Origin of the sequence: Serratia sp. KG1D, assembly GCF_037150675.1 — a bacterium.
GTDB classification, from domain to species: Bacteria; Pseudomonadota; Gammaproteobacteria; order Enterobacterales; family Enterobacteriaceae; genus Serratia; species Serratia nematodiphila.
The window spans coordinates 294,937-318,907 of the sequence record NZ_JBAGIH010000001.1 but is presented as its reverse complement, the minus strand read 5'-3'; the positions used below and the strand labels follow the sequence as shown (position 1 = coordinate 318,907).

Sequence of the window (23,971 nt, the reverse complement as noted above, 5' to 3'; positions counted from 1 at the left end):
ATGAGCCGCGTACTGGTCCTGAAATCAAGCATTCTGGGTGAATATTCCCAGTCTGGAAAATTAGTCGATTTTTTTGTTGAACAATGGCGTGAAACTCACCCTGAAGACACGTTTACCGTGCGCGATTTGGCCAACCCAACGCTGCCGGAGCTGGATGGTGAAGTGATGGCCGGCTTTACCGCCGGCGACAAACCGCTGACGCCGCATCAGCAAAGCACCCTGGCGCTGTCCGATGAGCTGATTGCCGAGCTGAAATCGCACGACACGCTGATCATCAGCGCCCCGATGTACAACTTCAACATCCCGACGCAGCTGAAGATCTACTTCGATCTTATCGCCCGCGCCGGCCAGACGTTCCGCTATACCTCCGCCGGCGCCGAAGGGCTGGTGACGGGCAAGAAAGCGATCGTCATCTCCAGCCGCGGTGGCATCCACGCCGACACGCCGACGGATCTGATCACGCCGTACGTGAAGTTGTTCCTGGGCTTTATCGGCATCACCGACGTTGAATTCGTGCTGGCGGAAGGCTTCGCCTATGGCCCGGAAGCGGCGGAGAAAGCCGCCCAGGACAGCCGCATCGCGGTCGTGCAGAAAATCCCGGCCGGCGTCGCCGTACCGGCCAGCGCACCGGCGCAGGCGGACGTTGCCCCGGCAACCGTCAGCGGCGGTTTCCTGAGCAACCTGCTGAAGAAACTGTTCCGTTAAACGCCGGCCTTAGCGTTCCCCGCCCTGGCGGGGAACGTCCTCAAGGTTCAAACGGCCGGCGCTGGAACTGGTCGTGACCGCATTTCGGGCAGAGCGGCAGCACCTCCGGCGTGTAAAACGCCAGATGGTAGTGACACTGCTCGCACACCAGATTGCCCAGCCCCACCACTTCACCGCTGTGGTAAACGCCGTGGTGGCTGACATCCTTGAACACCTCGCGCCACTCCAGCTGGGTTTTGTCGGTGATATCCGCCAGTTCCTGCCACAGGCTCTCTTTAATCACGCGCATAAACACGCTGTCGGTAAACTCGTCCCGGCTCTCCTGATAGCTGCGGGCGAACTCCTCCAGATCGCGCCGCACCGCCTGCGTCACCTGCCGCACTTCGTCGCGGGTCAAATCTTCGGCCTCGTTCAAGCGCCGCTCCGCGCTGGCCACCAGTTCATCGATATCGCGTTCGCCGTTTTTCAGGCGTTCGCTCAGCGATGCCACCAATTCGCGGTAATACTGAGCAACCTTGTTCATAGACTCTCCTCGATAAACGCTGCGCCGGACTTGGCTGTAGGGATCCCCCCTAAGCTACTTGTTCTTATTTTAGCCGTAAATGACTGATGTCACTTGGCAAGACGCGGGATCCGCAGGTTGTGAGCCGCGTCATGACGGCGTTTTTTTTAAATGCGCCGAGTCAGGCGCTTGGAGTTGTTGCCGGGAGGTCTTATCAGCTATGCTATGCGGATCTACGAATACTAAATGTTCATTGCGTTGCCTCTGACCGAGGCAACGGTTTACACCTACAGGACCACCGGCCGCCATGCAAGAGCAATACCGTCCAGAAGACATAGAATCGAACGTACAGCTTCACTGGCAAGAGAAGCAGACTTTCAAAGTTACCGAAGACGACAGCAAGGAAAAATACTACTGCCTATCCATGCTGCCTTACCCGTCCGGCCGACTGCACATGGGCCACGTTCGTAACTACACTATCGGCGACGTGATCTCGCGCTATCAGCGCATGCTGGGCAAAAACGTACTGCAGCCGATCGGCTGGGATGCGTTCGGCCTGCCGGCGGAAGGCGCAGCGGTGAAAAACAACACCGCGCCGGCCCCGTGGACCTACGACAACATCGAATACATGAAGAACCAGCTGAAACTGCTGGGCTTCGGCTACGACTGGGATCGCGAAATCGCCACCTGCCAGCCGGAATACTATCGCTGGGAACAGTGGTTCTTCACCAAGCTGTATGAAAAAGGCCTGGTCTACAAGAAGACTTCGGCGGTGAACTGGTGTCCGCACGATCTGACCGTGCTGGCCAACGAACAGGTTATCGACGGCTGCTGCTGGCGCTGCGACACCAAGGTCGAGCGTAAAGAGATCCCGCAGTGGTTCATCAAAATCACCGCTTACGCCGATCAGCTGCTGAACGATCTGGACACGCTTGAAAGCTGGCCGGAGCAGGTGAAAACCATGCAGCGCAACTGGATTGGCCGCTCCGAAGGAGTGGAAATCACCTTCGACGTGGCGGACAGCGAAGAGAAGCTGACGGTTTACACCACCCGCCCGGACACCTTCATGGGCGCCACCTACGTGGCGGTCGCCGCGGGCCACCCGCTGGCGCAACAGGGCGCGCGCAACAATCCGGCGCTGACCGAGTTCATCGACGAATGCCGCAACACCAAAGTGGCCGAAGCCGAAATGGCGACGATGGAGAAGAAAGGCATGCCGACCGGCCTGTTCGTTGTCCACCCGCTGAGCGGCGAGAAGCTGCCGGTATGGGTCGCCAACTTCGTGCTGATGGAATACGGCACCGGCGCCGTGATGGCGGTGCCGGCGCACGACCAGCGCGACTGGGAATTCGCCACCAAATATGATTTGCCGATCAAACCGGTGATCCTGAACCTCGACGGCAGCCAGCCTGACGTGAGCGCCGAAGCGATGACCGACAAAGGCGCGCTGTTCAACTCCGGCGAGTTCGACGGTCTGGACAATGAAGCGGGCTTCAACGCCATCGCCGACAAACTGGTCGCCAAAGGCGTCGGCCAACGCAAGGTCAACTACCGTCTGCGCGACTGGGGCGTTTCCCGTCAGCGTTACTGGGGCGCGCCAATCCCGATGGTGACCCTGGAAGACGGCACCGTAATGCCGACGCCGGAAGACCAACTGCCGGTGATCCTGCCGGAAGACGTGGTCATGGACGGCATCACCAGCCCGATCAAGGCCGACCCTGAGTGGGCGAAGACCACCGTCGACGGCCAGCCGGCGCTGCGCGAAACCGACACCTTCGACACCTTTATGGAGTCCTCCTGGTACTACGCGCGCTACACCTGCCCGCAGTATGACCAGGGCATGCTGGATCCGGCCGCCGCCAACTACTGGCTGCCGGTCGATCAATATATCGGCGGCATCGAGCACGCCATCATGCACCTGATGTACTTCCGCTTCTTCCACAAGCTGATGCGCGATGCGGGCCTGGTGGATTCCGATGAGCCGGCCAAGCGCCTGCTGTGTCAGGGCATGGTGCTGGCCGACGCCTTCTACTACACCGGCAACAGCGGCGAGCGCGTCTGGGTATCCCCGGTTGACGCCACCGTCGAGCGCGACGACAAGGGCCGCATCATCAAGGCTACGGATCCGCAAGGCCGTGAACTGGTCTATGCTGGCATGAGCAAAATGTCGAAGTCGAAGAACAACGGCATCGACCCGCAGGAGATGGTGGAAAAATACGGCGCGGACACCGTGCGTCTGTTCATGATGTTCGCTTCACCGGCAGAAATGACGCTGGAGTGGCAGGAATCCGGCGTGGAAGGGGCTAACCGCTTCCTGAAACGCGTGTGGAAACTGGCCTATGATCACGTGGAAAAAGGCGCGGTGCAGCCGCTGAACGTGGCGTCGCTGAACGAAGATCAGAAAGCGCTGCGCCGCGATCTGCACAAAACCATCGCCAAGGTGACCGACGATATCGGCCGCCGCCAGACCTTCAACACCGCGATCGCCGCCGTGATGGAGCTGATGAACAAATTGGCCCGCGCGCCACAGGAGAGCGAGCAGGATCGCGCGCTGCTGCAAGAAGCGCTGCTGGCCGTCGTTCGCATGCTGTATCCGTTCACCCCGCACGTGTGCTTCGCCCTGTGGCAGGCGCTGGGCGGCGAAGGCGACGTGGACACCGCGCCATGGCCGGTTGCCGACGAGCAGGCGATGGTCGAAGACTCCAAGCTGGTGGTGGTGCAGGTGAACGGCAAGGTTCGCGCTAAAATCACCGTATCTGCCGATGCGACCGAAGAGCAAGTGCGCGCGCGCGCTGCCGAAGAGCATCTGGTGGCTAAATATCTGGACGGCGTCACGATTCGCAAAGTGATTTACGTTCCGGGCAAACTGCTTAACCTGGTTGTGGGTTAACACAAGGAGGAGTTGTGCGACAACGTATTCTGACGCTGTTGCTGGGGTTGGCGGTGCTGGTCACCGCCGGCTGCGGTTTTCACCTGCGTGGCACCACGCAGGTGCCTAATGAAATGAAAACGCTGATCCTGGACAGTTCGGATCCTTACGGGCCATTGACGCGCGCGGTGCGTGAGCAACTGCGTTTGAACGCCGTGACCATCGTCAGCGATCCGAAGCGTAAAGACGTGCCTTCTCTGCGCATCGTCGGCGCGACGGAAAGCCAGGATACCGCCTCGATCTTCCAGGACGGTAAAACCGCCGAGTACCAGCTGGTGCTGACCGTGCAGGCCCAGGTGCTGATCCCGGGCCACGACCTGTATCCGCTGTCGGTGAAAGTGTTCCGTTCGTTCTTCGACAACCCGCTGACCGCGCTGGCCAAGGACTCCGAGCAGGAGATCATTCGCCAGGAAATGCGTGAGCAGGCGGCGCAGCAACTGGTGCGCAAACTGCTGACCGTGCACGCGGCGGAAGAAGAAAACCGGCAGAAAGCCGCTGCCGTCGGCGAACGAGCGGCAAGCCAAACCGCACAATGATCCGCATTTATCCGGAACAACTTGCCGCGCAGCTCCGTGAGGGGCTGCGCGCTTGTTATTTATTGAGCGGCAATGAACCGCTGCTGCTGCAGGAGAGCCAGGATTTGCTCCGGCAGGCCGCGCAACAGCAGCAGTTCAGCGAGCACTACAGCATTTCCCTCGACGCCCATACCGACTGGGACGCCATCTTCGGCATCTGCCAGGCGATGAGCCTGTTCGCCAGCCGCCAGACGCTGCTGCTGATCTTCCCGGAAAACGGCCCGACGGCGCCGATCGGCGAACAGCTGACCAAGCTCGCCACGCTGCTGCACGAGGATATTTTGCTGATCCTGCGCGGCCCGCGCCTCACCAAAGCGCAGGAAAACAGCGCCTGGTTCAAGGCGCTCAGCCCGCACGGCGCTCTCGTCAGTTGCCAGACGCCTGAACAGGCGCAGCTGCCGCGCTGGGTCGCCGCGCGCGCCAAAGCGATGAAGCTGGAGTTGGACGACGCGGCCAATCAGCTGCTGTGTTACTGCTACGAAGGCAACCTGCTGGCGCTGTCGCAGGCGCTGGAGCGGCTGTCGCTGCTGCACCCGGACGGCAAGCTCACGCTGCCGCGCGTCGAGCAGGCGGTGAACGACGCCGCCCACTTCACGCCGTTCCACTGGCTGGATGCCCTGCTGGCCGGCAAGAGCAAGCGCGCCTGGCATATCTTGCAGCAGCTGCAGCAAGAGGACGTGGAGCCGGTGATCCTGCTGCGCACCCTGCAGCGCGAACTGCTGCTATTGCTGACGCTGCAGCGCCGCATGGCTTCCGCGCCGCTGCGCTCGCTGTTCGATCAGCACAAGGTCTGGCAGAACCGCCGCCCGCTGGTGACCCAGGCGTTGCAACGCCTGTCCGGCCCCCAGCTGCAGCAGGCGGTACAGCTGCTGACGCAAATCGAGCTGACCCTCAAGCAGGACTATGGCCAGTCGGTCTGGCCGGAACTGGAAACCCTGTCGATGCTGCTGTGCGGCAAACCCCTGGCCACGAGTTTTAGCGATGCCCACTAACCCGGAACACCCCACCGTTTTGCACGCGCTGTTCGGCGGCACCTTTGATCCGATCCACTATGGCCACCTGCGGCCGGTGGAGGCTCTGGCCGCCGAAGTGGGCCTGAATCGCGTCACGCTGCTGCCTAACCATGTGCCGCCGCACCGCCCGCAGCCGGAGGCCAATGCGCAGCAGCGCCTGAAGATGGTCGAGCTGGCGATCGCCGGCAACCCGCTGTTTGCGGTCGACGATCGCGAACTGCACCGCACCACGCCCTCCTACACCATCGAGACGTTGGAAACGATTCGTAAAGAGCGTGGCGCCGCCCAGCCGCTGGCGTTTATTATTGGCCAGGACTCGCTGCTGACGCTGCATAAGTGGCACCGCTGGCAGGCGCTGTTGGACGTCTGCCACCTGCTGGTGCTGGCGCGCCCGGGCTATAACGATCGCATGGACACGCCGGAACTGCAGCAGTGGCTGGAACGCCATCGCACCGCCGACCCGGCGCTGCTCAGCCGTCGCCCGCACGGCCATATCTATCTGGCCGATACGCCGGAGCTGGAAATTTCCGCCACCGAGATCCGCCAGCGCCGCCATCAGGGCCTCAACTGCGACGACCTGCTGCCGCGCCCGGTGCAGCGCTATATCGAGTTGCAGGGTTTATATCGCTAGTGAAAGGTGCGTGATATACTGCGCCGCTATTTTTCAGGTATCCGCTGAAAACCCCGGAAACCTTAGCTGGCCGGGCAGTCACCAGTTAGCTGGCTTTCAGCGGCAGCCTGCCGAAACCATTATCCGGTTACGCCGCGGCGCGCGCATTTTGCCCGCCGCAGCCGACTGAACAGAACACACCCGAGGGGGAACCTTTGCAAGGTAAAGCGCTCCAAGATTTCGTCATCGATAAAATCGATGATCTGAAAGGCCAAGACATTGTCGCTCTGGACGTCCAGGGCAAATCCAGCATCACCGATTGCATGATCATCTGCACCGGCACCTCAACGCGCCACGTGATGTCGATCGCCAGCCACGTGGTGCAGGAATCCCGCGCCGCGGGCATGGAGCTGTACGGCATGAAAGGCCAGGAAGCCTCCGACTGGATCGTGGTCGATCTGGGCGAAGTGATCGTGCACGTGATGCAGGAAGAAAGCCGTCGCCTGTACGAGCTGGAAAAACTCTGGAGCTAAGCGGTGAAACTGCAATTGGTAGCGGTCGGCACCAAAATGCCAGACTGGGTGCAAACCGGCTTTATGGATTACCTGCACCGCTTTCCCAAAGACATGCCGTTTGAGTTGACCGAGATCCCGGCCGGCAAACGCGGCAAAAACGCCGACATCAAGCGCATTCTGGACAAGGAAGGCGAACAGATGCTGGCGGCGGTGGGCAAAGGCAACCGCATCGTTACGCTGGATATCCCAGGCACGCCGTGGGAAACGCCGCAGCTGGCACAGCAGCTTGAGCGCTGGAAGCAGGATGGCCGCAATGTCAGCTTGCTGATCGGCGGCCCGGAAGGGCTGGCGCCCGCCTGCAAAGCCGCTGCCGAGCAGAGCTGGTCGCTTTCTCCGTTGACGCTGCCGCATCCTTTGGTGCGCGTCCTGGTGGCCGAAAGCCTCTACCGCGCCTGGAGTATTACAACAAATCATCCTTACCACCGGGAATAGCCGGTGGTGACCGTGACAGAGTGAAATAAAGCAGCGGGATGAAAATAGAACGTAACCCTTTTCGCGACTATACGGCTGAATCCGCCCTGTTTGTACGCCGCGCCCTGGTGGCGTTCCTGGTCATCCTGGTGCTGTCCGGCATCCTGATCGCCAACCTGTATAATCTGCAAGTGGTCCGCGTCGAGGATTACCGCACCCGCTCCAACGAAAACCGCATCAAACTGGTGCCCATCGCGCCCAGCCGCGGCATTATCTACGATCGCAACGGCACCCCGCTGGCGCTCAACCGCACCATTTATCAGCTGGAGCTGATGCCGGAGAAGGTCGACGATCTCAAGGCCACGCTGCAGGCGCTGCGCACTGTGGTCGATCTGACTGACGACGACATCGCCAATTTCGAAAAAGAGCGCAAGCGCTCGCGCCGTTTCGTCTCCATTCCGGTGAAAACCGCGCTGACCGAGGTGCAGGTCGCCCGCTTTGCGGTCAATCAGTTCCGCTTCCCCGGCGTGGAAGTGAAAGGCTACCAGCGCCGCTACTATCCTTACGGATCCGCCCTCACCCACGTCACCGGCTATGTGTCGAAGATCAACGACCGCGACGTTGAACGTCTGGACAAAGACGGCAAGCTGGCCAACTACGCCGCCACCCACGATATCGGCAAGCTGGGCATCGAACGCTATTACGAAGACACGCTGCACGGTAAAACCGGTTACGAAGAGGTTGAAGTCAACAACCGCGGCCGGGTGATCCGCCAATTGCACGAGCAGCCGCCTTCCGCCGGCCAGGACGTCTACCTGACGCTCGATCTTGATCTGCAGCGCTATATCGAACAGCTGCTGGTTGGCAGCCGCGCCGCGGTAGTGGTGAGCGATCCGCGCACCGGCGCCATCCTGGCGATGGTGTCCAATCCGAGCTACGATCCGAACCTGTTCGTGGACGGCATTTCCAGCAAGGACTATCAGGGTCTGCTGAACGATCCGAATCGCCCGCTGATCAACCGCGCCACGCAGGGGGTTTATCCGCCCGCGTCGACGGTGAAACCTTATATCGCCGTGTCGGCACTCAGCGCCGGGGTGATCACCAAGAACACCGTAGTGTTCGATCCCGGCTGGTGGCAACTGCCCGGCTCGGAAAAACGCTTTCGCGACTGGAAAAAATGGGGGCACGGCCGCCTGAACGTCACCAAAGCGCTGGAAGAATCCGCGGATACCTACTTCTATCAGGTCGCCTATGATATGGGGATCGATCGGCTGTCGAGCTGGCTGACCAAATTCGGTTACGGCCAGTACACCGGCATCGATCTGGCCGAAGAGCGCTCCGGCCTGATGCCGACGCGCGAATGGAAGCTGAAACGCTATAAAAAACCGTGGTATCAGGGCGACACCATTCCGGTGGGCATCGGCCAGGGTTACTGGACCGCCACGCCGATCCAGATGGCCAAGGCGCTGAACACCCTGATCAACGACGGTACCGTCAAAACGCCGCACCTGCTGCAGAGCACCCGCGTCAACGGCGCGCTGGTGCCGTTCAAACAGGAAGAAAGCACGCAGATCGGCGATATTCACTCCGGCTTCTGGGAAATCGCCAAAGACGGCATGTACGGTGTGGCCAACCGTCCGAACGGGACGGCGCGCAAGTACTTTGCGGACGCATCTTATAAAGCCGCGGCGAAATCGGGCACCGCACAGGTCTTCGGTTACGAAACCTACAACGCCCATAAACTGGCGGAGCACCTGCGCGATCACAAGCTGATGACCGCCTTTGCGCCGTTCAACAACCCGACGGTGTCGGTCGCCATCATTCTGGAAAACGGCGGCTCCGGTCCGGCGGTGGGCACCATCACCCGCCAGATCCTCGACCATATTCTGCTGGGCGACAACAATACGCAATTGCCAAGCGAGGCCCCGCTGCCGCCTGGCGTAGAAGGTGACTAAGGTAGAACATGACTGAAAGCCAACAAAAAGGCTCGATCTGGACCAAAATCCACATCGATCCGACGTTCCTGCTGCTGATCCTGGCCCTGCTGGTCTACAGCGCCTTCGTGATGTGGAGCGCCAGCGGCCAGGACATCGGCATGATGGAGCGCAAGATCGGGCAGATCGTCATGGGGCTGATCGTGATGGCCGTTATGGCGCAGATCCCGCCGCGCGTATACGAAAGCTGGGCGCCCTATCTGTATATTTTCTGCGTGATTTTGCTGATCCTGGTGGACGCCTTCGGGCAGATCAGTAAAGGCGCGCAGCGCTGGCTGGATCTCGGCGTGGTGCGCTTCCAGCCATCGGAAATCGCCAAGATCGCCGTGCCGCTGATGGTGGCGCGCTTTATGAACCGCGATGTCTGCCCGCCTTCGCTGAAAAACACCGCCATCGCGCTGGTGCTGATCTTCCTGCCGACGCTGCTGGTGGCCGCGCAGCCGGATCTGGGCACCTCTATCCTGATCGCCGCTTCCGGCCTGTTCGTACTGTTCCTGTCCGGCATGAGCTGGAAGCTGATCGCCGTCGCCGCCGTCGCGCTGGCGGCCTTCATCCCGGTGCTGTGGTTCTTCCTGATGCACGGCTATCAGCGCGACCGCGTGATGATGCTGCTCGATCCGGAGAGCGACCCGCTCGGCGCCGGTTATCATATCATTCAATCCAAGATCGCCATCGGCTCCGGCGGCCTGTCCGGCAAGGGCTGGCTGCACGGCACCCAGTCGCAGCTGGAGTTCCTGCCGGAGCGCCATACCGACTTTATCTTCGCCGTGTTGGCCGAAGAGCTGGGGCTGATCGGGGTGTTGGTGCTGCTGGCGCTCTACCTGCTGGTGATCATCCGCGGGCTGATGATCGCCGCCAAGGCGCAAACCACCTTCGGCCGCGTGATGGTCGGCGGCTTGATGCTGATTTTGTTCGTTTATGTCTTTGTTAACATCGGTATGGTCAGTGGCATTTTGCCGGTAGTTGGCGTACCTTTGCCTCTGGTCAGTTACGGGGGTTCGGCGCTGATAGTGTTGATGGCCGGTTTCGGCATCATCATGTCGATCCACACGCATCGGAAAATGCTGTCTAAAAGTTTATAAGAGGTGAGTAATGCGTAAGGAATGGCTTTGGATCGGCGTCGCGGCGGTGTTGCTCTCCGCCTGTACCGCCCCGACCACGGAACAGCAAGCCCCTCCGCAGCCGTACAACGGCCCGGTGGTGGAAATCGGCGGCGTCGAGCCTCAATATGAACCCTATAACCCTAATAACATGCAGGATTATAAGGTTAATGGCGATACTTACCGCATCGTAAAAGATCCGCAGAACTTCTCGCAGACCGGCCTGGCGGCCTGGTATGGCGAAGAGGCCAACGGCAACACCACCGCGCTGGGCGAGCAGTTCGATCCTAATGGCCTGACTGCGGCCCACCCAACGCTGCCGATCCCAAGCTACGTGCGCGTCACCAACCTGGCCAACGGCCGTCAGTTGGTGGTGCGCGTCAACGATCGCGGGCCTTACACCAAGGGCCGTATCATCGATCTGTCGAAAGCCGCCGCCGATCGTCTCAACCTGTCCAACAACACCAAGGTCAAAGTCGATTTCATCAACGTGGCGCCGGACGGCGCGCTGAGCGGCCCTGGCACCATCGGCACCATCGTGGCGAAACAGAGCTACGCATTGCCGGCGCGCCCGGATCTTGGCTCCAGCGGCATGGGCACCCCGATCCAACAGGACGTGCCGGTCGCCAGCGGCGCGGCGGTGCGCCCTATTGATAACAGCACCCTGCGCACCGATGACGACGCGCCTGCGAACGCCGGCAACGCAGCCAACGGCCGCAGTGGTTTCCTCGGCGCGCCAAGCGCATTACCGGCCGGCGTGCTGGAAAGTGCCGAGCCTGAAGCCGCCGCAGTAGCCGCACCGGTCGCGGCCGGCGCTGCCGCTGCCGGCATGGCTGCCGCTTCCTCCTCCGGCGGCTACGTGGTGCAGGTCGGTGCGTTGAGCAGCGCCGAGCGCGCCCAGAGCTGGCAGCAAAGCCTGAGCCAACAGTTTGGCGTGCCGGGCAAAGTGGCGGCCAGCGGCAACGTTTACCGCGTCCAGCTCGGCCCGTTCAGCAGCCGTCAGCAGGCGGCCCAACTGCAACAACGCCTGGCCAGCGAAGCGCAACAACAGTCTTTCGTTACTGCTGCACCCTGAGCGTTAAACCCGGCGGGCATTCACGGCTGTTAAGCGGTTATTTAGCTGAAACATTTTCTTGCAGCTAAAAGGGCACTAACCGCAATTAGTCAGATGAATGGATAATGCCTGCCGGGATCGCATCTGCTATAGTGTGGCTCGTTTTTTAACTTTACTTTCACGGATGTTGTAGTCCCGATCATGAAACAAGTAACTTCTTTTCGCTTAATCAAAAGCATCGCACTCGGCACCGTTATCGCAATGAGCGCAGCCTCCGTTGCACATGCCGATGACGTTAACATCAAAACCATGATCCCAGGTGTCCCGCAGATCGATGCGGAAGCGTACATCCTGATTGATTACAACTCCGGCAAGGTGCTGGCCGAGATGAACGCCGATGCGCGTCGCGATCCGGCCAGCCTGACCAAAATGATGACCAGCTACGTCATCGGCCAGGCGCTGAAAGCGGGTAAAATCGGCCAGGACGATCTGGTGACCGTCGGCCAGGACGCCTGGGCGACCGGCAACCCGGTGTTCAAAGGTTCCTCGCTGATGTTCCTGAAGCCGGGCGATCGCGTGCCGGTCTCCAAACTGACCCGCGGCATCAACCTGCAGTCCGGTAACGACGCCTGCGTGGCGATGGCCGACTACGTCGCCGGCAGCCAGGACGCGTTCGTCAACCTGATGAACACCTACGTCAGCAAGCTGGGCCTGCAGAACACTCACTTCCAGACGGTACACGGCCTGGATGCCCAGGGCCAGTACAGCTCGGCGCGCGACATGGCGCTGATCGGCCAGGCGCTGATCCGCGACGTGCCGGAAGAGTACGCGATTTACAAAGAAAAAGAGTTCACTTTCAACAATATCCGCCAGATGAATCGCAACGGTCTGCTGTGGGATAACAGTCTGAACGTCGACGGCATCAAAACCGGCCACACCGACGCGGCGGGTTACAACCTGGTGGCTTCGGCGACCGAAGGCCAGATGCGTCTGATCTCCGCCGTGATGGGCGGCCGCACCTACAAAGGCCGCGAAGCCGAGAGCAAGAAGCTGCTGACCTGGGGCTTCCGCTTCTTCGAAACCGTGGCGCCGCTGAAAGTCGGTAAAGAGTTCGCCTCCGAGCCGGTCTGGTTCGGCGATGCCGATCGCGTTGAGCTGGGCGTGGATAAAGACGTCTACCTGACCATCCCGCGCGGCCGCATGAAAGATCTGAAGGCCAGCTATGTGCTGAACACGCCGGAAATTCACGCGCCGCTGGCGAAAAACCAGGTGGTGGGCAGCATCAACTTCCAGCTGGACGGCAAAACCATCGACCAGCGTCCGCTGGTGGTGATGAACGAAGTGAAAGAAGGTGGTTTCTTCAGCCGCATCGTGGACTACATCAAACTGATGTTCCACCACTGGTTCGGTTAACGGTTGAAACGGGCGAAATTGCCCCCATATACTGAATAACATTAACTCCCGCCCCGGCGGGAGTTATAATTTATAGATTAGCTAGCACTCTGGAGCGCACACACATGCAAAAAACTAAACTGAACGAACTGCTCGAATTCCCTTGCTCGTTTACCTACAAGGTGATGGGCCTGGCGCAGCCTGAGCTGGTTGACCAGGTAGTTGAAGTGGTGCAGCGCCATGCGCCGGGCGATTACAACCCGCAGGTTAAGCCAAGCAGTAAAGGCAACTACCACTCGGTCTCCATCACCATCAACGCCACTCATATCGAGCAGGTCGAAACCCTGTACGAGGAGTTGGGCAACATTGAAATTGTTCGCATGGTGCTGTAATTCCAGCATAAAACCCTGCTTATCAACCCGGGATGGCGCAGCGTCTTCCCGGGTTGCGCATTTTTGGTCAGCGAAAGGCTGGCCGCAAGCCGGAGCGCCCGGTATAATGGCTTTACCACTTCTGTAACCTGACGATGACTCTTTTGCAACCAGACAAGATCATTTTGCGTCAGCTGGGGTTGCAGCCCTACGCGCCTGTATCCCAAGCCATGCATAACTTCACCGACAGTCGTACCGAGACTACGCCGGACGAGCTGTGGCTGGTGCAGCATCACCCGGTATTCACCCAGGGTCAGGCCGGCAAAGCCGAACACGTGCTGATGCCCGGCGATATCCCGGTTGTCCAGAGCGATCGCGGCGGCCAGGTGACCTACCACGGGCCGGGCCAGCAGGTGATGTACGTGATGGTCGATCTGAAACGCAATAAGGTCGGCGTACGCCAATTGGTCACGGCGATAGAAGATACGGTTATCAACACCCTCGCCCACTTCCGCCTCGCATCGCGCGCCCGTCCGGATGCGCCCGGCGTGTACGTGGGGGAGCAGAAAATCTGTTCGTTGGGTTTGCGGATCCGCAAAGGCAGCTCATTCCACGGCCTGGCCCTGAATGTGGCGATGGATCTCAGCCCCTTCCAACGCATCAACCCTTGCGGTTACGCCGGCATGCAGATGACGCAGGTCAGCGCGCTGGCGCCCGGCGTTGGCATTGAAGACATACACCCAATCCTGGTACAGGAATTTGTTCATTTACTCGGCTACCAGACGGTCGAGCTTCGTAACTGGAACCTGCACGATTATGAGTAAACCAATTCAGATGGAACGCGGCGTCAAATACCGCGATGCTGACAAAATGGCGCTGATCCCGGTCAAAACGGTGGTCACCGAACGGCAGGAGCTGTTGCGTAAACCCGAGTGGATGAAGATCAAACTGCCTGCCGACTCTACGCGCATTCAGGGCATCAAAGCCGCCATGCGTAAAAACGGCCTGCACTCCGTCTGTGAGGAAGCCTCGTGCCCTAACCTGTCCGAGTGTTTCAACCACGGTACCGCCACCTTTATGATCCTCGGCGCCATCTGCACCCGTCGCTGCCCGTTCTGCGACGTGGCCCACGGCCGCCCGATCGCGCCGGACGCCAACGAGCCGGAAAAGCTGGCGCAAACCATCGCCGACATGGCGCTGCGTTATGTAGTGATCACCTCGGTTGACCGCGACGATCTGCGCGACGGCGGCGCTCAGCACTTTGCCGACTGCATCTCGGCCATCCGCGCCAAGAGCCCGAACATCAAAATTGAAACGCTGGTGCCGGACTTCCGCGGCCGTATGGATCGCGCGCTGGAGATCCTCACCGCCACGCCGCCGGACGTGTTCAACCACAACCTGGAAAACGTGCCGCGCGTCTACCGCCAGGTACGCCCGGGCGCCAACTACGAGTGGTCGTTGAAGCTGCTGGAGCGCTTTAAAGAAGCGCACCCGGATATCCCGACCAAATCCGGCCTGATGGTTGGCCTGGGCGAAACCAACGCGGAAATCATTGAAGTGATGCGCGATCTGCGTCGCCACGGCGTGACCATGCTGACGCTGGGCCAATACCTGCAGCCGAGCCGTCACCACCTGCCGGTGCAGCGCTACGTCAGCCCAGCCGAGTTTGACGAGATGAAAGAAGAAGCGATGGCGATGGGCTTCACCCATGCCGCCTGTGGCCCGTTCGTGCGTTCGTCTTACCACGCCGATCTGCAGGCCAAAGGGATGGAAGTGAAATAACGCGTAATAGTTTGTTACGCTAAAGACGGCGAAAACGCCAAAAAACGGATGTCCGCAAGGCATCCGTTTTTTATTGTGCGCCATCAGACGAGATTAAACGTCTTTCTTCTCGACGCTCTGCTGCGCGGACTGGCTTTCGGCGGCATTGTTGCCGGCGGCCGGCGGCGTACTGTCGTCGCCTACGGCTTTTTTAAAGCCTTTCAGCGCCGCGCCAAGATCGGCGCCGAGCGTGCGCAGTTTGCTGGTGCCGAACAGTAAAATCACCAACACCGCAATCACCAGAAGTTTGGTAATGCTGATACCTTCCATACTCACCTTCTTATCATAAAACGCTGCGTGAACAGCGAGAAAAACTGACCTTGCCTGCGAATATTTAGCGACTTTCCTTCGGCTTGCACAACCGCAACATGTAACAGAGTGAGATCGGTCGCAGGAATGCCACGCGCCCCCGCGGCGTGAATCCCAGACTATTCTTAGTTTATCACCCGCATGCTACTCTGCCGTGATGCCTATCAGGGAGATGCCGGATGTATATTGCTCCACCCATTTTCGATGCCCGAAAATCCGGCCTCAGCTTCGCCAAACGCACCTATCTGCCCCGCGTCGCCGGTCTGGGGCTCGGCTTTATCTGCGTTTGCGCCGCGCTCTACCCCTTGGCTCCGCCCACGGCGGTCTGGCTATTGCTGGCCTTTCACGGCTTTCTCTGGCCGCATCTCGCCTATCGCCTGGCCTGCCGCGCCAAAGATCCGTTCAAAGCCGAGATCCGCAACCTCTTGATCGACTCCGCCTTCGGCGGCTTCTGGGCGGCGATGATGGCGTTCAACGCGCTGCCCGCCATCGTCATCCTGTCGATGATGAGCATGAATAACATCGCTTCAGCCGGCAAAACGCTGTTTGTGAAAGGATTGGTCATTCAACTGGCCACGGCGATGCTCACCGCCGCGCTGCTCGGCTTCCCGTTTCACCCGCACAGCACGGCGCTGCAAATCTATCTGTGCCTGCCGATGATCTACCTTTATCCGACGCTGCTTGGTCTGGTGACCTACCGCACCGCCAAACGGTTGGCGGAAAAGAAACAGGAGCTGCAGCGCATCAGCACCCGCGATGGGCTGACCGGCTTATATAACCGCCGCCACTGGGAGCACCTGCTGCATCGCCAGTTCGACAGCTGCCGCCGCTACCAGGACAACGCCACGCTGATCCTGATGGATATCGATCGCTTCAAAACCATCAACGACACCTTCGGTCATCCGCTGGGAGATGAAGCCCTGGCGGCGTTGGCGGAAGAGCTGCTGATCGGCATGCGCAACGTGGATATCGTCGGGCGCTACGGCGGCGACGAGTTTGGCGCAGTGCTGCCGAACACCAGTGCTGAACAGGCGGAAATCGTTCTGCGCCGCATCCAGCAGCGGCTGGACGCGGTCAGCTTCAAGGAGGCGCCGCAGCTGCGGCTGCAGATCAGCGCCGGCATCGCTAACTTCCACCCCGCGCTGGGCGGTTATCTGGACTGGCTGAAAGCGGCCGACGGCGCGCTCTATCGGGCGAAGCAGAATGGCCGCAACCGGCTGGAAACGGCGGCGCCGCCAGGGGAGTAACTTACTGACTTAATAACTTGGCAAAATACTTCGGCGCTTCGACAAAGCCTTCACGCCGGTAAAACGCATGCGCCCGCTCGCGGCGGCTGTGGCAATGGACTTCCAGCCGATCGCAGCCGCGACGGTGCGCCAGCCCCTCGCCTGCCGCCAGCAACCGCCGCCCTACGCCAGCGCCGCGCGCCCGATCGTCGACGCAAAAATAGCTGATGCGGCCAATGTCGCCGGCCAACGCCAACTGTGGCAGAAAATGCAACGACAACACGCCCAGCACTTGTTCGCCCTGCTCCGCCACCAGCAACGCCTCGTCCGGGTGCGCCAGAAGTTGGTGCATCCGCTGTGTCAGAAACGCCTCGGTGCCGGGATAACCCAGCGCCGTCATTAATTCAGCGATAGCGTGCCGGTCGCTCAGACGCGCCGTTCTGATTTCCATCCGTTTTACCTCGCAAAGTGTCGATACTACAAAATAGGCGGCATTAGGTGTAACATCCACCGGGTGCGGCGAAAAAGGCCGTGCGGCACGCTGGAGATGACATTCCTCCCTAACCGCCTTCACAGGCTGATGATGTCTACGTAACCTCTCGGAGAGAGGCGCGTAGCGTTACGCCTGTCCCTTTCCGAGCCTCGTGAATTTCTCTGATTGAAAGGTAGTTGCCCCATGTTGAGCTCTTTACTGGCCGTATTTATCGGCGGCGGCGTCGGCAGCGTTTTGCGCTGGGCGGTAAGTATGAAAATGAATCCGCTGAACGCCCACATTCCGCTCGGTACGCTGATGGTCAATCTGATCGGCGGTTTTATCATCGGCCTGGCGATGGCGATTTTCACCCGCATGACGCATCTGGATCCCACCTGGAAATTACTGATCACCACCGGATTCTGCGGCGGCCTGACCACCTTCTCCACCTTTTCGCTGGAGGTGGTATACCTGATGCAGGATGGCCGCTTCGGCTGGGCGCTGGTCAACATGCTGCTCAACCTGGCCGGCTCGCTGGCGATGACGCTGCTGGCCTTTATGCTGGTGATGTGGGTCAACGGGCGATAAGGCCTTAATGTTTCCTTAATCTTGCATGCGCATAATCTCATCCAGTACCCCTGACTGGATGAGAAATCGCTATGTTTAGCCTGCCGAAAACCGCCGCCGAAGCGATCGCCGTTGCGCTGTGCGTGCTGATCGTCGCCGCCTTTATCAAATCCTACCTGTTCGCTTAAACGCCTTTTATCGCAGCACGCGTTCATCTTGCGTCTTTCCGGTCGGTTACACTACAATTGAGAATGAACGTTCACACCCAAAAATGTGAACCCGGCTCACGCGTAGCAAAGGATCGGGCAGATGCTCCCCCCCAACGACAGTAAACAGGCCAAAGTGCAGGCTCGCCGCGATCAGATCGTCGAAGCGGCGAAAACCAGCTTTCGCCGCCACGGCTTCCACGCCGCCAGCATGGCGGAGATCGCCCAGGGCTCGCAGCTTAGCGTCGGGCAAATCTATCGCTATTTCGCCAATAAAGACGCGATCATCGAAGAGATCGTCAACCGCATCATCACCAACAAGATGCAGCGGCTGGAAAACCTTGGCGATCACATCAACCTGATCGCCGGCACGTTGGCGGCGCGCACGCTGTTTCAGCAGCCGGGCGAGAGCGAAACCGATCACATGCTGATGCTGGAAGTGACCGCCGAGGCCACGCGCAACCCGGTGGTGGCCAAAATGCTCAGCGATGCGGAAGCGCGGCTGTTTCGCCACGTGTGCCACAATCTGCAGCGGCTGTACCCCCATTTCAGCGAGGAAGAGATCGCCGCCCGGGTGGAGTTTATCGCCGTCATGAGCGAAGGCACCGGTTACCGGATCCTTACCACGCAAAAAGCCGATGCGTCCCTGCTGCGCGATCTGTATCAGCAGGCCATTTCTCACCTGTTCAGGAAATCTTAATCTCCCATGACCAAACACTTAGCCAGACAACGTCTGGTGTACGCCGTCGTGCTTGGCCTGTTGGCCGCGCTGGGGCCGCTGTGCACCGATCTCTATCTGCCCGCCCTGCCGGAAATGGCGGGCGAGCTGAATACCTCCACCGCCGCCGCGCAGCTCAGCCTGACCGCCGGGCTGCTCGGCCTGGGCGTCGGCCAGCTGATTTTCGGCCCCTACAGCGACAAGCTGGGCCGTATGCGTCCGCTGCTGCTGTCGCTGATCCTGCTGCTGGGCGCTTCGCTGTGGTGCGCGTTGGCGCCCACCATCGACCAGTTGCTGATCGCTCGCCTGCTCCAGGGCATCGCCGGCGCCGGTGGCGCGGTGATTTCCCGCGCCATTGCCCGCGATCTGTACGCCGGCCATGAGCTGACCCGTTTCTTCGCCTTGCTGATGCTGGTTAACGGCCTGGCGCCGATCGTCGCGCCGGTGCTGGGCGGCGTGATGCTGCAGGTGATGAACTGGCGCGGCATCTTCGGCGTACTGGCGGCCATCGCGGTGCTGCTGTTCAGCCTGTCGGCGCTGAAGCTGCGCGAATCCCTGCCGGTCGAGCGCCGCAGCCAGGGCGGCATTCTGGCGATGCTGATGTCGCTCGGCGGGTTGCTGACCCAGCGCTATTTTATGGGGCTGTGCCTGACGCAGGGCTTCGTAATGGCCGGCATGTTCGCCTATATCGGCGCTTCGCCTTTCGTCTTGCAGCAGATCTACGGCCTCAGCCCGCAGATGTTCAGCCTGTGCTTCGCCATTAACGGCGTCGGGCTGATCATTGCGGCGCAGCTGGCCAGCCGTCTCAGTTCACGTTGGGGGGAACGCCGGGTGTTGAGGGGCGGGTTAACGCTGGCGGCCGTCGCATCGCTGCTGCTGTTGTTGGCCGCCGCGCTGCATGCGCCGTTGGTCGTGTTGCTGGTGCCGCTGTTCTTCTCGGTGGCGGTGATCGGCATCGTCGGCCCGACCGCCTCGTCGCTGGCGATGCAAAGCCAGGGGGACAAAGCCGGCAGCGCGTCGGCCTTGATCGGCGTGTGCATGTTCGCGCTCGGCGCCTGCGCCGTGCCGCTCACCGGGCTGGGCGGCACCTCAGGCCTGTCGATGGCGCTGACCATCGTCGGCTGTTACGCCATCGCCATCCTGCTGTTTAGCCTGTTGGCCCGCCGCAGCGAAGCATAACGCGCCCAATAAAAAACCCGCTCAATGAGCGGGTTTTAAGAAATTCAGCTACGCAGCTTAGATAGCAGTAACGTTAGCGGCAGATGGGCCTTTGGCACCGTTCGTGATTTCAAATTCTACACGCTGGCCTTCAGCAAGCGTTTTGAAACCGTTGCTAACGATGGCAGAGAAGTGAACGAAAACGTCCTTGCTACCATCTTCCGGAGTAATGAAACCGAAGCCCTTGGATTCATTAAACCACTTAACGCTACCTTTAATCTTAGACATCAAACTTACCTTTAACGTGAATGAAAGACACAAAACCTGTGTCGATTACAGTACAGCAAGCAGGCAGGATTTTGTCCACCACCGCGATCACAGAAATCCGATAAAGAGTGAAAAAATCCGTGTTGCCCGGTGTAAATGCATTGCACCGGTTGCGATACGTTACCGTTCCAGGCCAATCCTCTCCCTGCGCCGGCAAACAACGCGCGAACGCCTAAACCTGCCCCTTCCCCCGATCGTTGACGCGCCGTGCAGACACAATCGCTATGAAATATAACCAGATGGTCTTTTTGCTTCGGCGGCCCCTGCACTAGGGTTAGGGTTTATTTCCCACTGTGAGCCAAGCCTATGACCAGCCAGTTGGCAGACAAGATCATCGCCTATCGGCGTGAACTGCACCAAAACCCGGAGCTTTCCAATCACGAATTCGCCACCACCGCCCGCCTGACCCGCTGGCTGCAAGAGGCGGGCATTCGTATTCTGCCGTTGGCGCTGAAAACCGGCGTCGTGGCGGAGATCGGCAGCGGCAAGGGGCCGATCATCGCCCTGCGCGGCGACATCGACGCCCTGCCAATCGACGAAATCGCCGACGTGCCCTTCAGCTCGCAAAACAGCGGCGTGATGCACGCCTGCGGCCACGACTTTCACACCTCGGTGATGCTCGGCGCCGCGCACCTGCTCAAAGCGCGTGAGGCCGAGCTGCCCGGCACGGTGCGCATCTTCTTCCAGCCGGCGGAAGAGACCTTCAACGGCGCCCGGCACCTGATCGACGCCGGCGCGCTGGATAACGTCGCGGCGGTATTTGGTCTGCATAACGCGCCGGAGCTGCCCACCGGCACCTTCGCCACCCGCGCCGGACCGTTCTACGCCAACGTCGATCGCTTCCAGATCCGCATCACCGGCAAAGGCGCCCACGCCGCCAAACCGGAACAGGGCGTCGATACCATCGTCACCGCCAGCCAGATCGTCGGCGCGCTGCAGACGCTGCCCAGCCGCAGCTTCAGCTCGCTGGAATCGCTGGTGGTGAGCGTAACGCGCATCGAAGGCGGCAATACCTGGAACGTGCTGCCGCAAACCGTCGAGCTGGAAGGCACGGTGCGCACCCACAGCGACGCGGTGCGCCGCCAGGTGCCGGATAAAATTCGCCAGGTGATCGACGGCGTCGCCGCCGCGCTCGGCGCGCAGGCCGAACTCCACTGGCAGCCGGGGCCGCCGGCGGTGATCAACGACGCCCATTGGGCGGCGTTCAGCAAAACCGTCGCCGCCGAAGCCGGCTACCGGGTCGAAGAGGCGGAGCTGCAGATGGGCGGCGAAGATTTCGCGCTGTATCTGCATCACGTGCCGGGCGCGTTCGTCAGCATCGGCTCCGCCAGCGAATTCGGACTGCATCATCCGCGTTTCAATCCCGATGAGCGCGCCCTCTTCCCTGCCGCCCACTATTTTTCGCTGCTGGCGGAGCGCACGCTGCAACAATTAACCACCGCAGCGAAAAAAGCCCTCAGCAACGCCTGAATAACGTGAAATAGTATTTCTCCGACGCCGCTGATGCCGCGTCGGGGATTATTATTTTCGCTCGCCGTGATATTTGCAGTTTTCAACATTTGAATATGCTGTTTTGTTGTTTTACATCCCGTTGCCGCTCATCAATAGTGGACGCATCAGACACCGCGCGCCTTTGCGGCGCATGACAGGATAATCACGATGAGCGACAACGCGAATAATCAACGGCAATTACGGCTGGGCGCCATTCTGCACGGCGCATCGGGAAATATGTCCGCCTGGCGCCACCCGGACGCCACCGCCGACGCCAGCATCAACCTCGAATTTAATATCGCCTCGGCGAAAAAAGCCGAACAGGGGAAATTCGATTTCGTCTTCGTCGCCGATGGCTTATATATCAACGAAAAGTCCATTCCGCATTTTCTTAACCGTTTCGAGCCGTTGACCTTATTGGCCGCACTGTCCGCCGCCACCGACAAAATTGGCCTGGTGGGCACGCTCTCCACCTCCTACAGCGATCCGTTCACCGTCGCCCGCCAGTTCGCCAGCCTCGATCACCTGAGCGGCGGGCGCGCGGGCTGGAACGTGGTGACATCGCCGCTGGAAGGTTCGGCAAAAAACTTCTCGCGCGCCGAACACCCGGAGCACAGCCTGCGTTACCGCATCGCCGGCGAGTTTCTCGACGTCACCAAAGGACTGTGGGACTCCTGGGAAGACGATGCCTTCGTGCGCAATAAGGCCAGCGGCGAATTTTTCCGCGCCGGGAAACTGCACACCCTCAATCACCAGGGGGAGTTCTTCTCGGTGCAGGGGCCGTTGAACATCGGCCGCACGCCGCAGGGCCGCCCGATCCTGTTCCAGGCCGGCGCCTCCGAAGACGGCAAACGGCTGGCGGCCAAGCACGCCGATGCGATCTTCACCCATCACGACACGCTGGAGCAGGCGCAGGATTTCTACCAGGACGTGAAGCGGCAACTGGTGGAACAGGGGCGCGAGCCGGACGATCTGCGCATCTTCCAGGGCGTCAGCGTGATCGTCGGCGACGACGACGCGGACGTCGAGCGTCAGTACCAGGAGACCGCCCGCCTGGTCAGCATCGAGAACGCCCTCAACTACCTTGGCCGCTACTTCGAACATTACGACTTTTCCCGCCATCCGTTGGACGCCCCCTTCCCGGACATCGGCGATCTGGGGCAAAACAGCTTCCGCAGCACCACCGACGCCATCAAGCGCAACGCCCGCGAGCGGAACCTCACGCTGCGCCAGGTGGCGCTGGAAGCCGCCTCGCCACGCCCGGTGTTCAGCGGCACGCCGGAAGCGGTGGCGGACGGCCTGCAACGCTGGTTCGACGGCGAAGCCGCCGACGGCTTCATCATCAGCGGCGGTACGCCCAACGCCTTCGGGCACTTCGTCGATCGGGTGGTGCCCATCCTGCAACAACGTGGCCTGTTCCGCCGGGCGTACCACGGCGATACGCTGCGCGAACACCTGGGCCTCATGCGCCCGTTGAACAGATTCACCCAATAATAAGATCGTTTTCAGGGATACCCGCTATGCAGAAAACCGTTACCGCCGCTCTCGTGGCGGCCTTGCTGAGCCTGACCGGCGCCGCGCAGGCGGGCACCGGCATCGATTTACAGGCCAATGAAACCCCGATCCACGCGCCGAAAAACCCGCAGGCGATCGCCAAACTGCCGGCCGATTTCCACTTCGTGAAGCCGGGCCAATTCACCGTTGCAATCGCCGCGCTCAACACGCCGCCGCTGGCGCTGTTCGCTGCCGACAACCGGCGGCTTATCGGCAGCGAAGTGGATATCGCGCAGCTGGTGGCCGACAGCCTGGGCCTGGAGCTGAACGTAGTGCAAACGTCGTGGGAAGACTGGCCGCTGGGGGTGGTTTCCGGCAAGTATGACGCGGCCATCACCAACGTCACCGTGACCAAAGAGCGCAAAACCCGCTTCGACTTCGCCACCTACCGCATCGACTCGCTCGGCTTTTACGTCAAAACCGGCGGCAAGATCGCAACGATCAAACAGCCTGCCGATATCGCCGGATTAAAGATCATCGTCGGCTCCGGCACCAACCAGGAAGCCATCTTGCTGGCGTGGGACAAACAGAACCGGCAACAGGGGCTCAAACCCTTCCAGCCGATCTACGTGACCGACGATGCGGCCGCCACGCTGGCGATCCAGTCCGGCCGGGCCGACGCCTACTTCGGGCCGAACGTGCTGGGCGCCTATAAAGCGGCGCTGAACGGCCGCACCCGGCTCGCTGGCACGGTGGAAGGCGGTTGGCCCAAGGCGGCGCACATCGCCGTCACCACCCGTAAAGGCAACGGACTGGTGCAGGCGGTGAACGAAGCGCTGAACGGCGCGATCCGCGGCGGACAGTACGATCAGGTGCTCAATCGCTGGGGCGAGAGCGTCGAACGCCTTGCGCAGTCGGAAATCAACCCGCCCGGCCTGGGCGATTAGGAGC

The 23,971-nt window shown here is 60.6% G+C and carries 25 protein-coding genes and 1 riboswitch; of the genes, 21 read left to right on the top strand and 4 right to left on the bottom strand.

Going from position 1 to position 23,971, the window contains the following annotated elements:
- Positions 1-705, top strand: coding sequence for an FMN-dependent NADH-azoreductase (locus WFM45_RS01560; RefSeq protein ID WP_015376942.1), 705 nt, complete (start codon positions 1-3; stop codon positions 703-705).
- 40 nt (positions 706-745) lie between these two features.
- On the opposite strand, the gene WFM45_RS01555 is transcribed toward WFM45_RS01560, so the two are convergent.
- Positions 746-1,228, bottom strand: a complete 483-nt coding sequence (locus tag WFM45_RS01555; RefSeq protein WP_004939988.1) for a zinc ribbon-containing protein — start codon at positions 1,226-1,228, stop codon at positions 746-748.
- Between the two features lie 286 nt (positions 1,229-1,514).
- Between WFM45_RS01555 and leuS the strand changes: the two genes are divergently transcribed.
- From leuS to lipA, 13 genes are all read left to right on the top strand, one after another.
- Positions 1,515-4,097 carry a leucine--tRNA ligase gene (gene leuS / locus WFM45_RS01550; RefSeq protein ID WP_213929492.1) on the top strand — a complete coding sequence of 861 codons (2,583 nt, stop codon included), beginning with the start codon at positions 1,515-1,517 and terminating at the stop codon, positions 4,095-4,097.
- A 14-nt stretch (positions 4,098-4,111) separates the two neighbouring features.
- A complete protein-coding gene (gene lptE / locus WFM45_RS01545; RefSeq protein WP_033633932.1) occupies positions 4,112-4,672 on the top strand; it encodes an LPS assembly lipoprotein LptE in 561 nt (186 codons plus the stop codon).
- Positions 4,669-5,703 carry a DNA polymerase III subunit delta gene (holA, locus tag WFM45_RS01540; RefSeq protein ID WP_049242708.1) on the top strand — a complete coding sequence of 345 codons (1,035 nt, stop codon included), beginning with the start codon at positions 4,669-4,671 and terminating at the stop codon, positions 5,701-5,703. Before lptE ends, holA begins: the two co-directional genes overlap by 4 nt.
- Positions 5,693-6,355, top strand: a complete 663-nt coding sequence (gene nadD, locus WFM45_RS01535; protein ID WP_015376938.1) for a nicotinate-nucleotide adenylyltransferase — start codon at positions 5,693-5,695, stop codon at positions 6,353-6,355. The genes holA and nadD overlap by 11 nt, the downstream gene beginning before the upstream one ends.
- A gap of 194 nt (positions 6,356-6,549) precedes the next feature.
- Positions 6,550-6,867, top strand: coding sequence for a ribosome silencing factor (gene rsfS / locus WFM45_RS01530; protein ID WP_015376937.1), 318 nt, complete (start codon positions 6,550-6,552; stop codon positions 6,865-6,867).
- 3 nt (positions 6,868-6,870) lie between these two features.
- Entirely contained in the window at positions 6,871-7,341 is a 471-nt protein-coding gene (gene rlmH / locus WFM45_RS01525) for a 23S rRNA (pseudouridine(1915)-N(3))-methyltransferase RlmH (RefSeq protein ID WP_004940002.1), read from the top strand.
- A 38-nt stretch (positions 7,342-7,379) separates the two neighbouring features.
- The gene (mrdA, locus tag WFM45_RS01520; protein ID WP_004940004.1) at positions 7,380-9,275 is read left to right on the top strand and encodes a peptidoglycan DD-transpeptidase MrdA; all 1,896 of its coding nucleotides are present in this window, start codon (positions 7,380-7,382) and stop codon (positions 9,273-9,275) included.
- 8 nt (positions 9,276-9,283) lie between these two features.
- Positions 9,284-10,396 carry a peptidoglycan glycosyltransferase MrdB gene (mrdB, locus tag WFM45_RS01515; RefSeq protein WP_004940006.1) on the top strand — a complete coding sequence of 371 codons (1,113 nt, stop codon included), beginning with the start codon at positions 9,284-9,286 and terminating at the stop codon, positions 10,394-10,396.
- A 10-nt stretch (positions 10,397-10,406) separates the two neighbouring features.
- Positions 10,407-11,489, top strand: a complete 1,083-nt coding sequence (rlpA, locus tag WFM45_RS01510) for an endolytic peptidoglycan transglycosylase RlpA (protein WP_060558755.1) — start codon at positions 10,407-10,409, stop codon at positions 11,487-11,489.
- A gap of 180 nt (positions 11,490-11,669) precedes the next feature.
- On the top strand, positions 11,670-12,881 hold the full coding sequence (gene dacA, locus WFM45_RS01505) for a D-alanyl-D-alanine carboxypeptidase DacA (RefSeq protein ID WP_004940010.1): 1,212 nt from the start codon (positions 11,670-11,672) through the stop codon (positions 12,879-12,881).
- A 104-nt stretch (positions 12,882-12,985) separates the two neighbouring features.
- Positions 12,986-13,252, top strand: coding sequence for a DUF493 family protein YbeD (ybeD, locus tag WFM45_RS01500; protein WP_004940012.1), 267 nt, complete (start codon positions 12,986-12,988; stop codon positions 13,250-13,252).
- Between the two features lie 134 nt (positions 13,253-13,386).
- Positions 13,387-14,055, top strand: a complete 669-nt coding sequence (lipB, locus tag WFM45_RS01495; protein WP_015376934.1) for a lipoyl(octanoyl) transferase LipB — start codon at positions 13,387-13,389, stop codon at positions 14,053-14,055.
- A complete protein-coding gene (gene lipA / locus WFM45_RS01490; RefSeq protein ID WP_004940018.1) occupies positions 14,048-15,013 on the top strand; it encodes a lipoyl synthase in 966 nt (321 codons plus the stop codon). Before lipB ends, lipA begins: the two co-directional genes overlap by 8 nt.
- Positions 15,014-15,106: 93 nt before the next feature.
- Here the strand turns inward: lipA and tatA are convergent, their stop codons facing one another.
- Positions 15,107-15,322, bottom strand: a complete 216-nt coding sequence (gene tatA, locus WFM45_RS01485) for a Sec-independent protein translocase subunit TatA (RefSeq protein ID WP_004940019.1) — start codon at positions 15,320-15,322, stop codon at positions 15,107-15,109.
- A gap of 218 nt (positions 15,323-15,540) precedes the next feature.
- Here tatA and WFM45_RS01480 point away from each other — a divergent pair, with 218 nt between their 5' ends.
- Entirely contained in the window at positions 15,541-16,608 is a 1,068-nt protein-coding gene (locus WFM45_RS01480) for a diguanylate cyclase (protein ID WP_033633936.1), read from the top strand.
- 1 nt (position 16,609) lies between these two features.
- Here the strand turns inward: WFM45_RS01480 and WFM45_RS01475 are convergent, their stop codons facing one another.
- Positions 16,610-17,038 (bottom strand): GNAT family N-acetyltransferase, encoded by a 429-nt coding sequence (locus WFM45_RS01475; protein ID WP_250602159.1) that lies wholly within the window; start codon positions 17,036-17,038, stop codon positions 16,610-16,612.
- Between the two features lie 83 nt (positions 17,039-17,121).
- Positions 17,122-17,184, top strand: a riboswitch (Fluoride riboswitch).
- A gap of 79 nt (positions 17,185-17,263) precedes the next feature.
- Here WFM45_RS01475 and crcB point away from each other — a divergent pair.
- The 3 genes from crcB (at position 17,264) to WFM45_RS01460 (ending at position 19,729) form a co-directional block, all read left to right on the top strand.
- Positions 17,264-17,647 (top strand): fluoride efflux transporter CrcB, encoded by a 384-nt coding sequence (crcB, locus tag WFM45_RS01470; RefSeq protein ID WP_336954220.1) that lies wholly within the window; start codon positions 17,264-17,266, stop codon positions 17,645-17,647.
- 288 nt (positions 17,648-17,935) lie between these two features.
- On the top strand, positions 17,936-18,532 hold the full coding sequence (locus WFM45_RS01465) for a TetR/AcrR family transcriptional regulator (protein ID WP_033633938.1): 597 nt from the start codon (positions 17,936-17,938) through the stop codon (positions 18,530-18,532).
- 6 nt (positions 18,533-18,538) lie between these two features.
- Positions 18,539-19,729, top strand: a complete 1,191-nt coding sequence (locus WFM45_RS01460; protein ID WP_048322379.1) for a multidrug effflux MFS transporter — start codon at positions 18,539-18,541, stop codon at positions 19,727-19,729.
- 57 nt (positions 19,730-19,786) lie between these two features.
- Here WFM45_RS01460 and cspE read toward each other — a convergent pair whose 3' ends face one another.
- Entirely contained in the window at positions 19,787-19,996 is a 210-nt protein-coding gene (gene cspE / locus WFM45_RS01455; RefSeq protein ID WP_004940030.1) for a transcription antiterminator/RNA stability regulator CspE, read from the bottom strand.
- A gap of 345 nt (positions 19,997-20,341) precedes the next feature.
- Here cspE and WFM45_RS01450 point away from each other — a divergent pair, with 345 nt between their 5' ends.
- The 3 genes from WFM45_RS01450 (at position 20,342) to WFM45_RS01440 (ending at position 23,967) form a co-directional block, all read left to right on the top strand.
- Entirely contained in the window at positions 20,342-21,505 is a 1,164-nt protein-coding gene (locus WFM45_RS01450; protein ID WP_015376927.1) for a M20 peptidase aminoacylase family protein, read from the top strand.
- A gap of 189 nt (positions 21,506-21,694) precedes the next feature.
- Positions 21,695-23,020 (top strand): LLM class flavin-dependent oxidoreductase, encoded by a 1,326-nt coding sequence (locus tag WFM45_RS01445; protein WP_033633942.1) that lies wholly within the window; start codon positions 21,695-21,697, stop codon positions 23,018-23,020.
- Positions 23,021-23,046: 26 nt separating this feature from the next.
- Entirely contained in the window at positions 23,047-23,967 is a 921-nt protein-coding gene (locus WFM45_RS01440; RefSeq protein ID WP_004940036.1) for an ABC transporter substrate-binding protein, read from the top strand.
- Positions 23,968-23,971 lie beyond the last annotated feature (4 nt).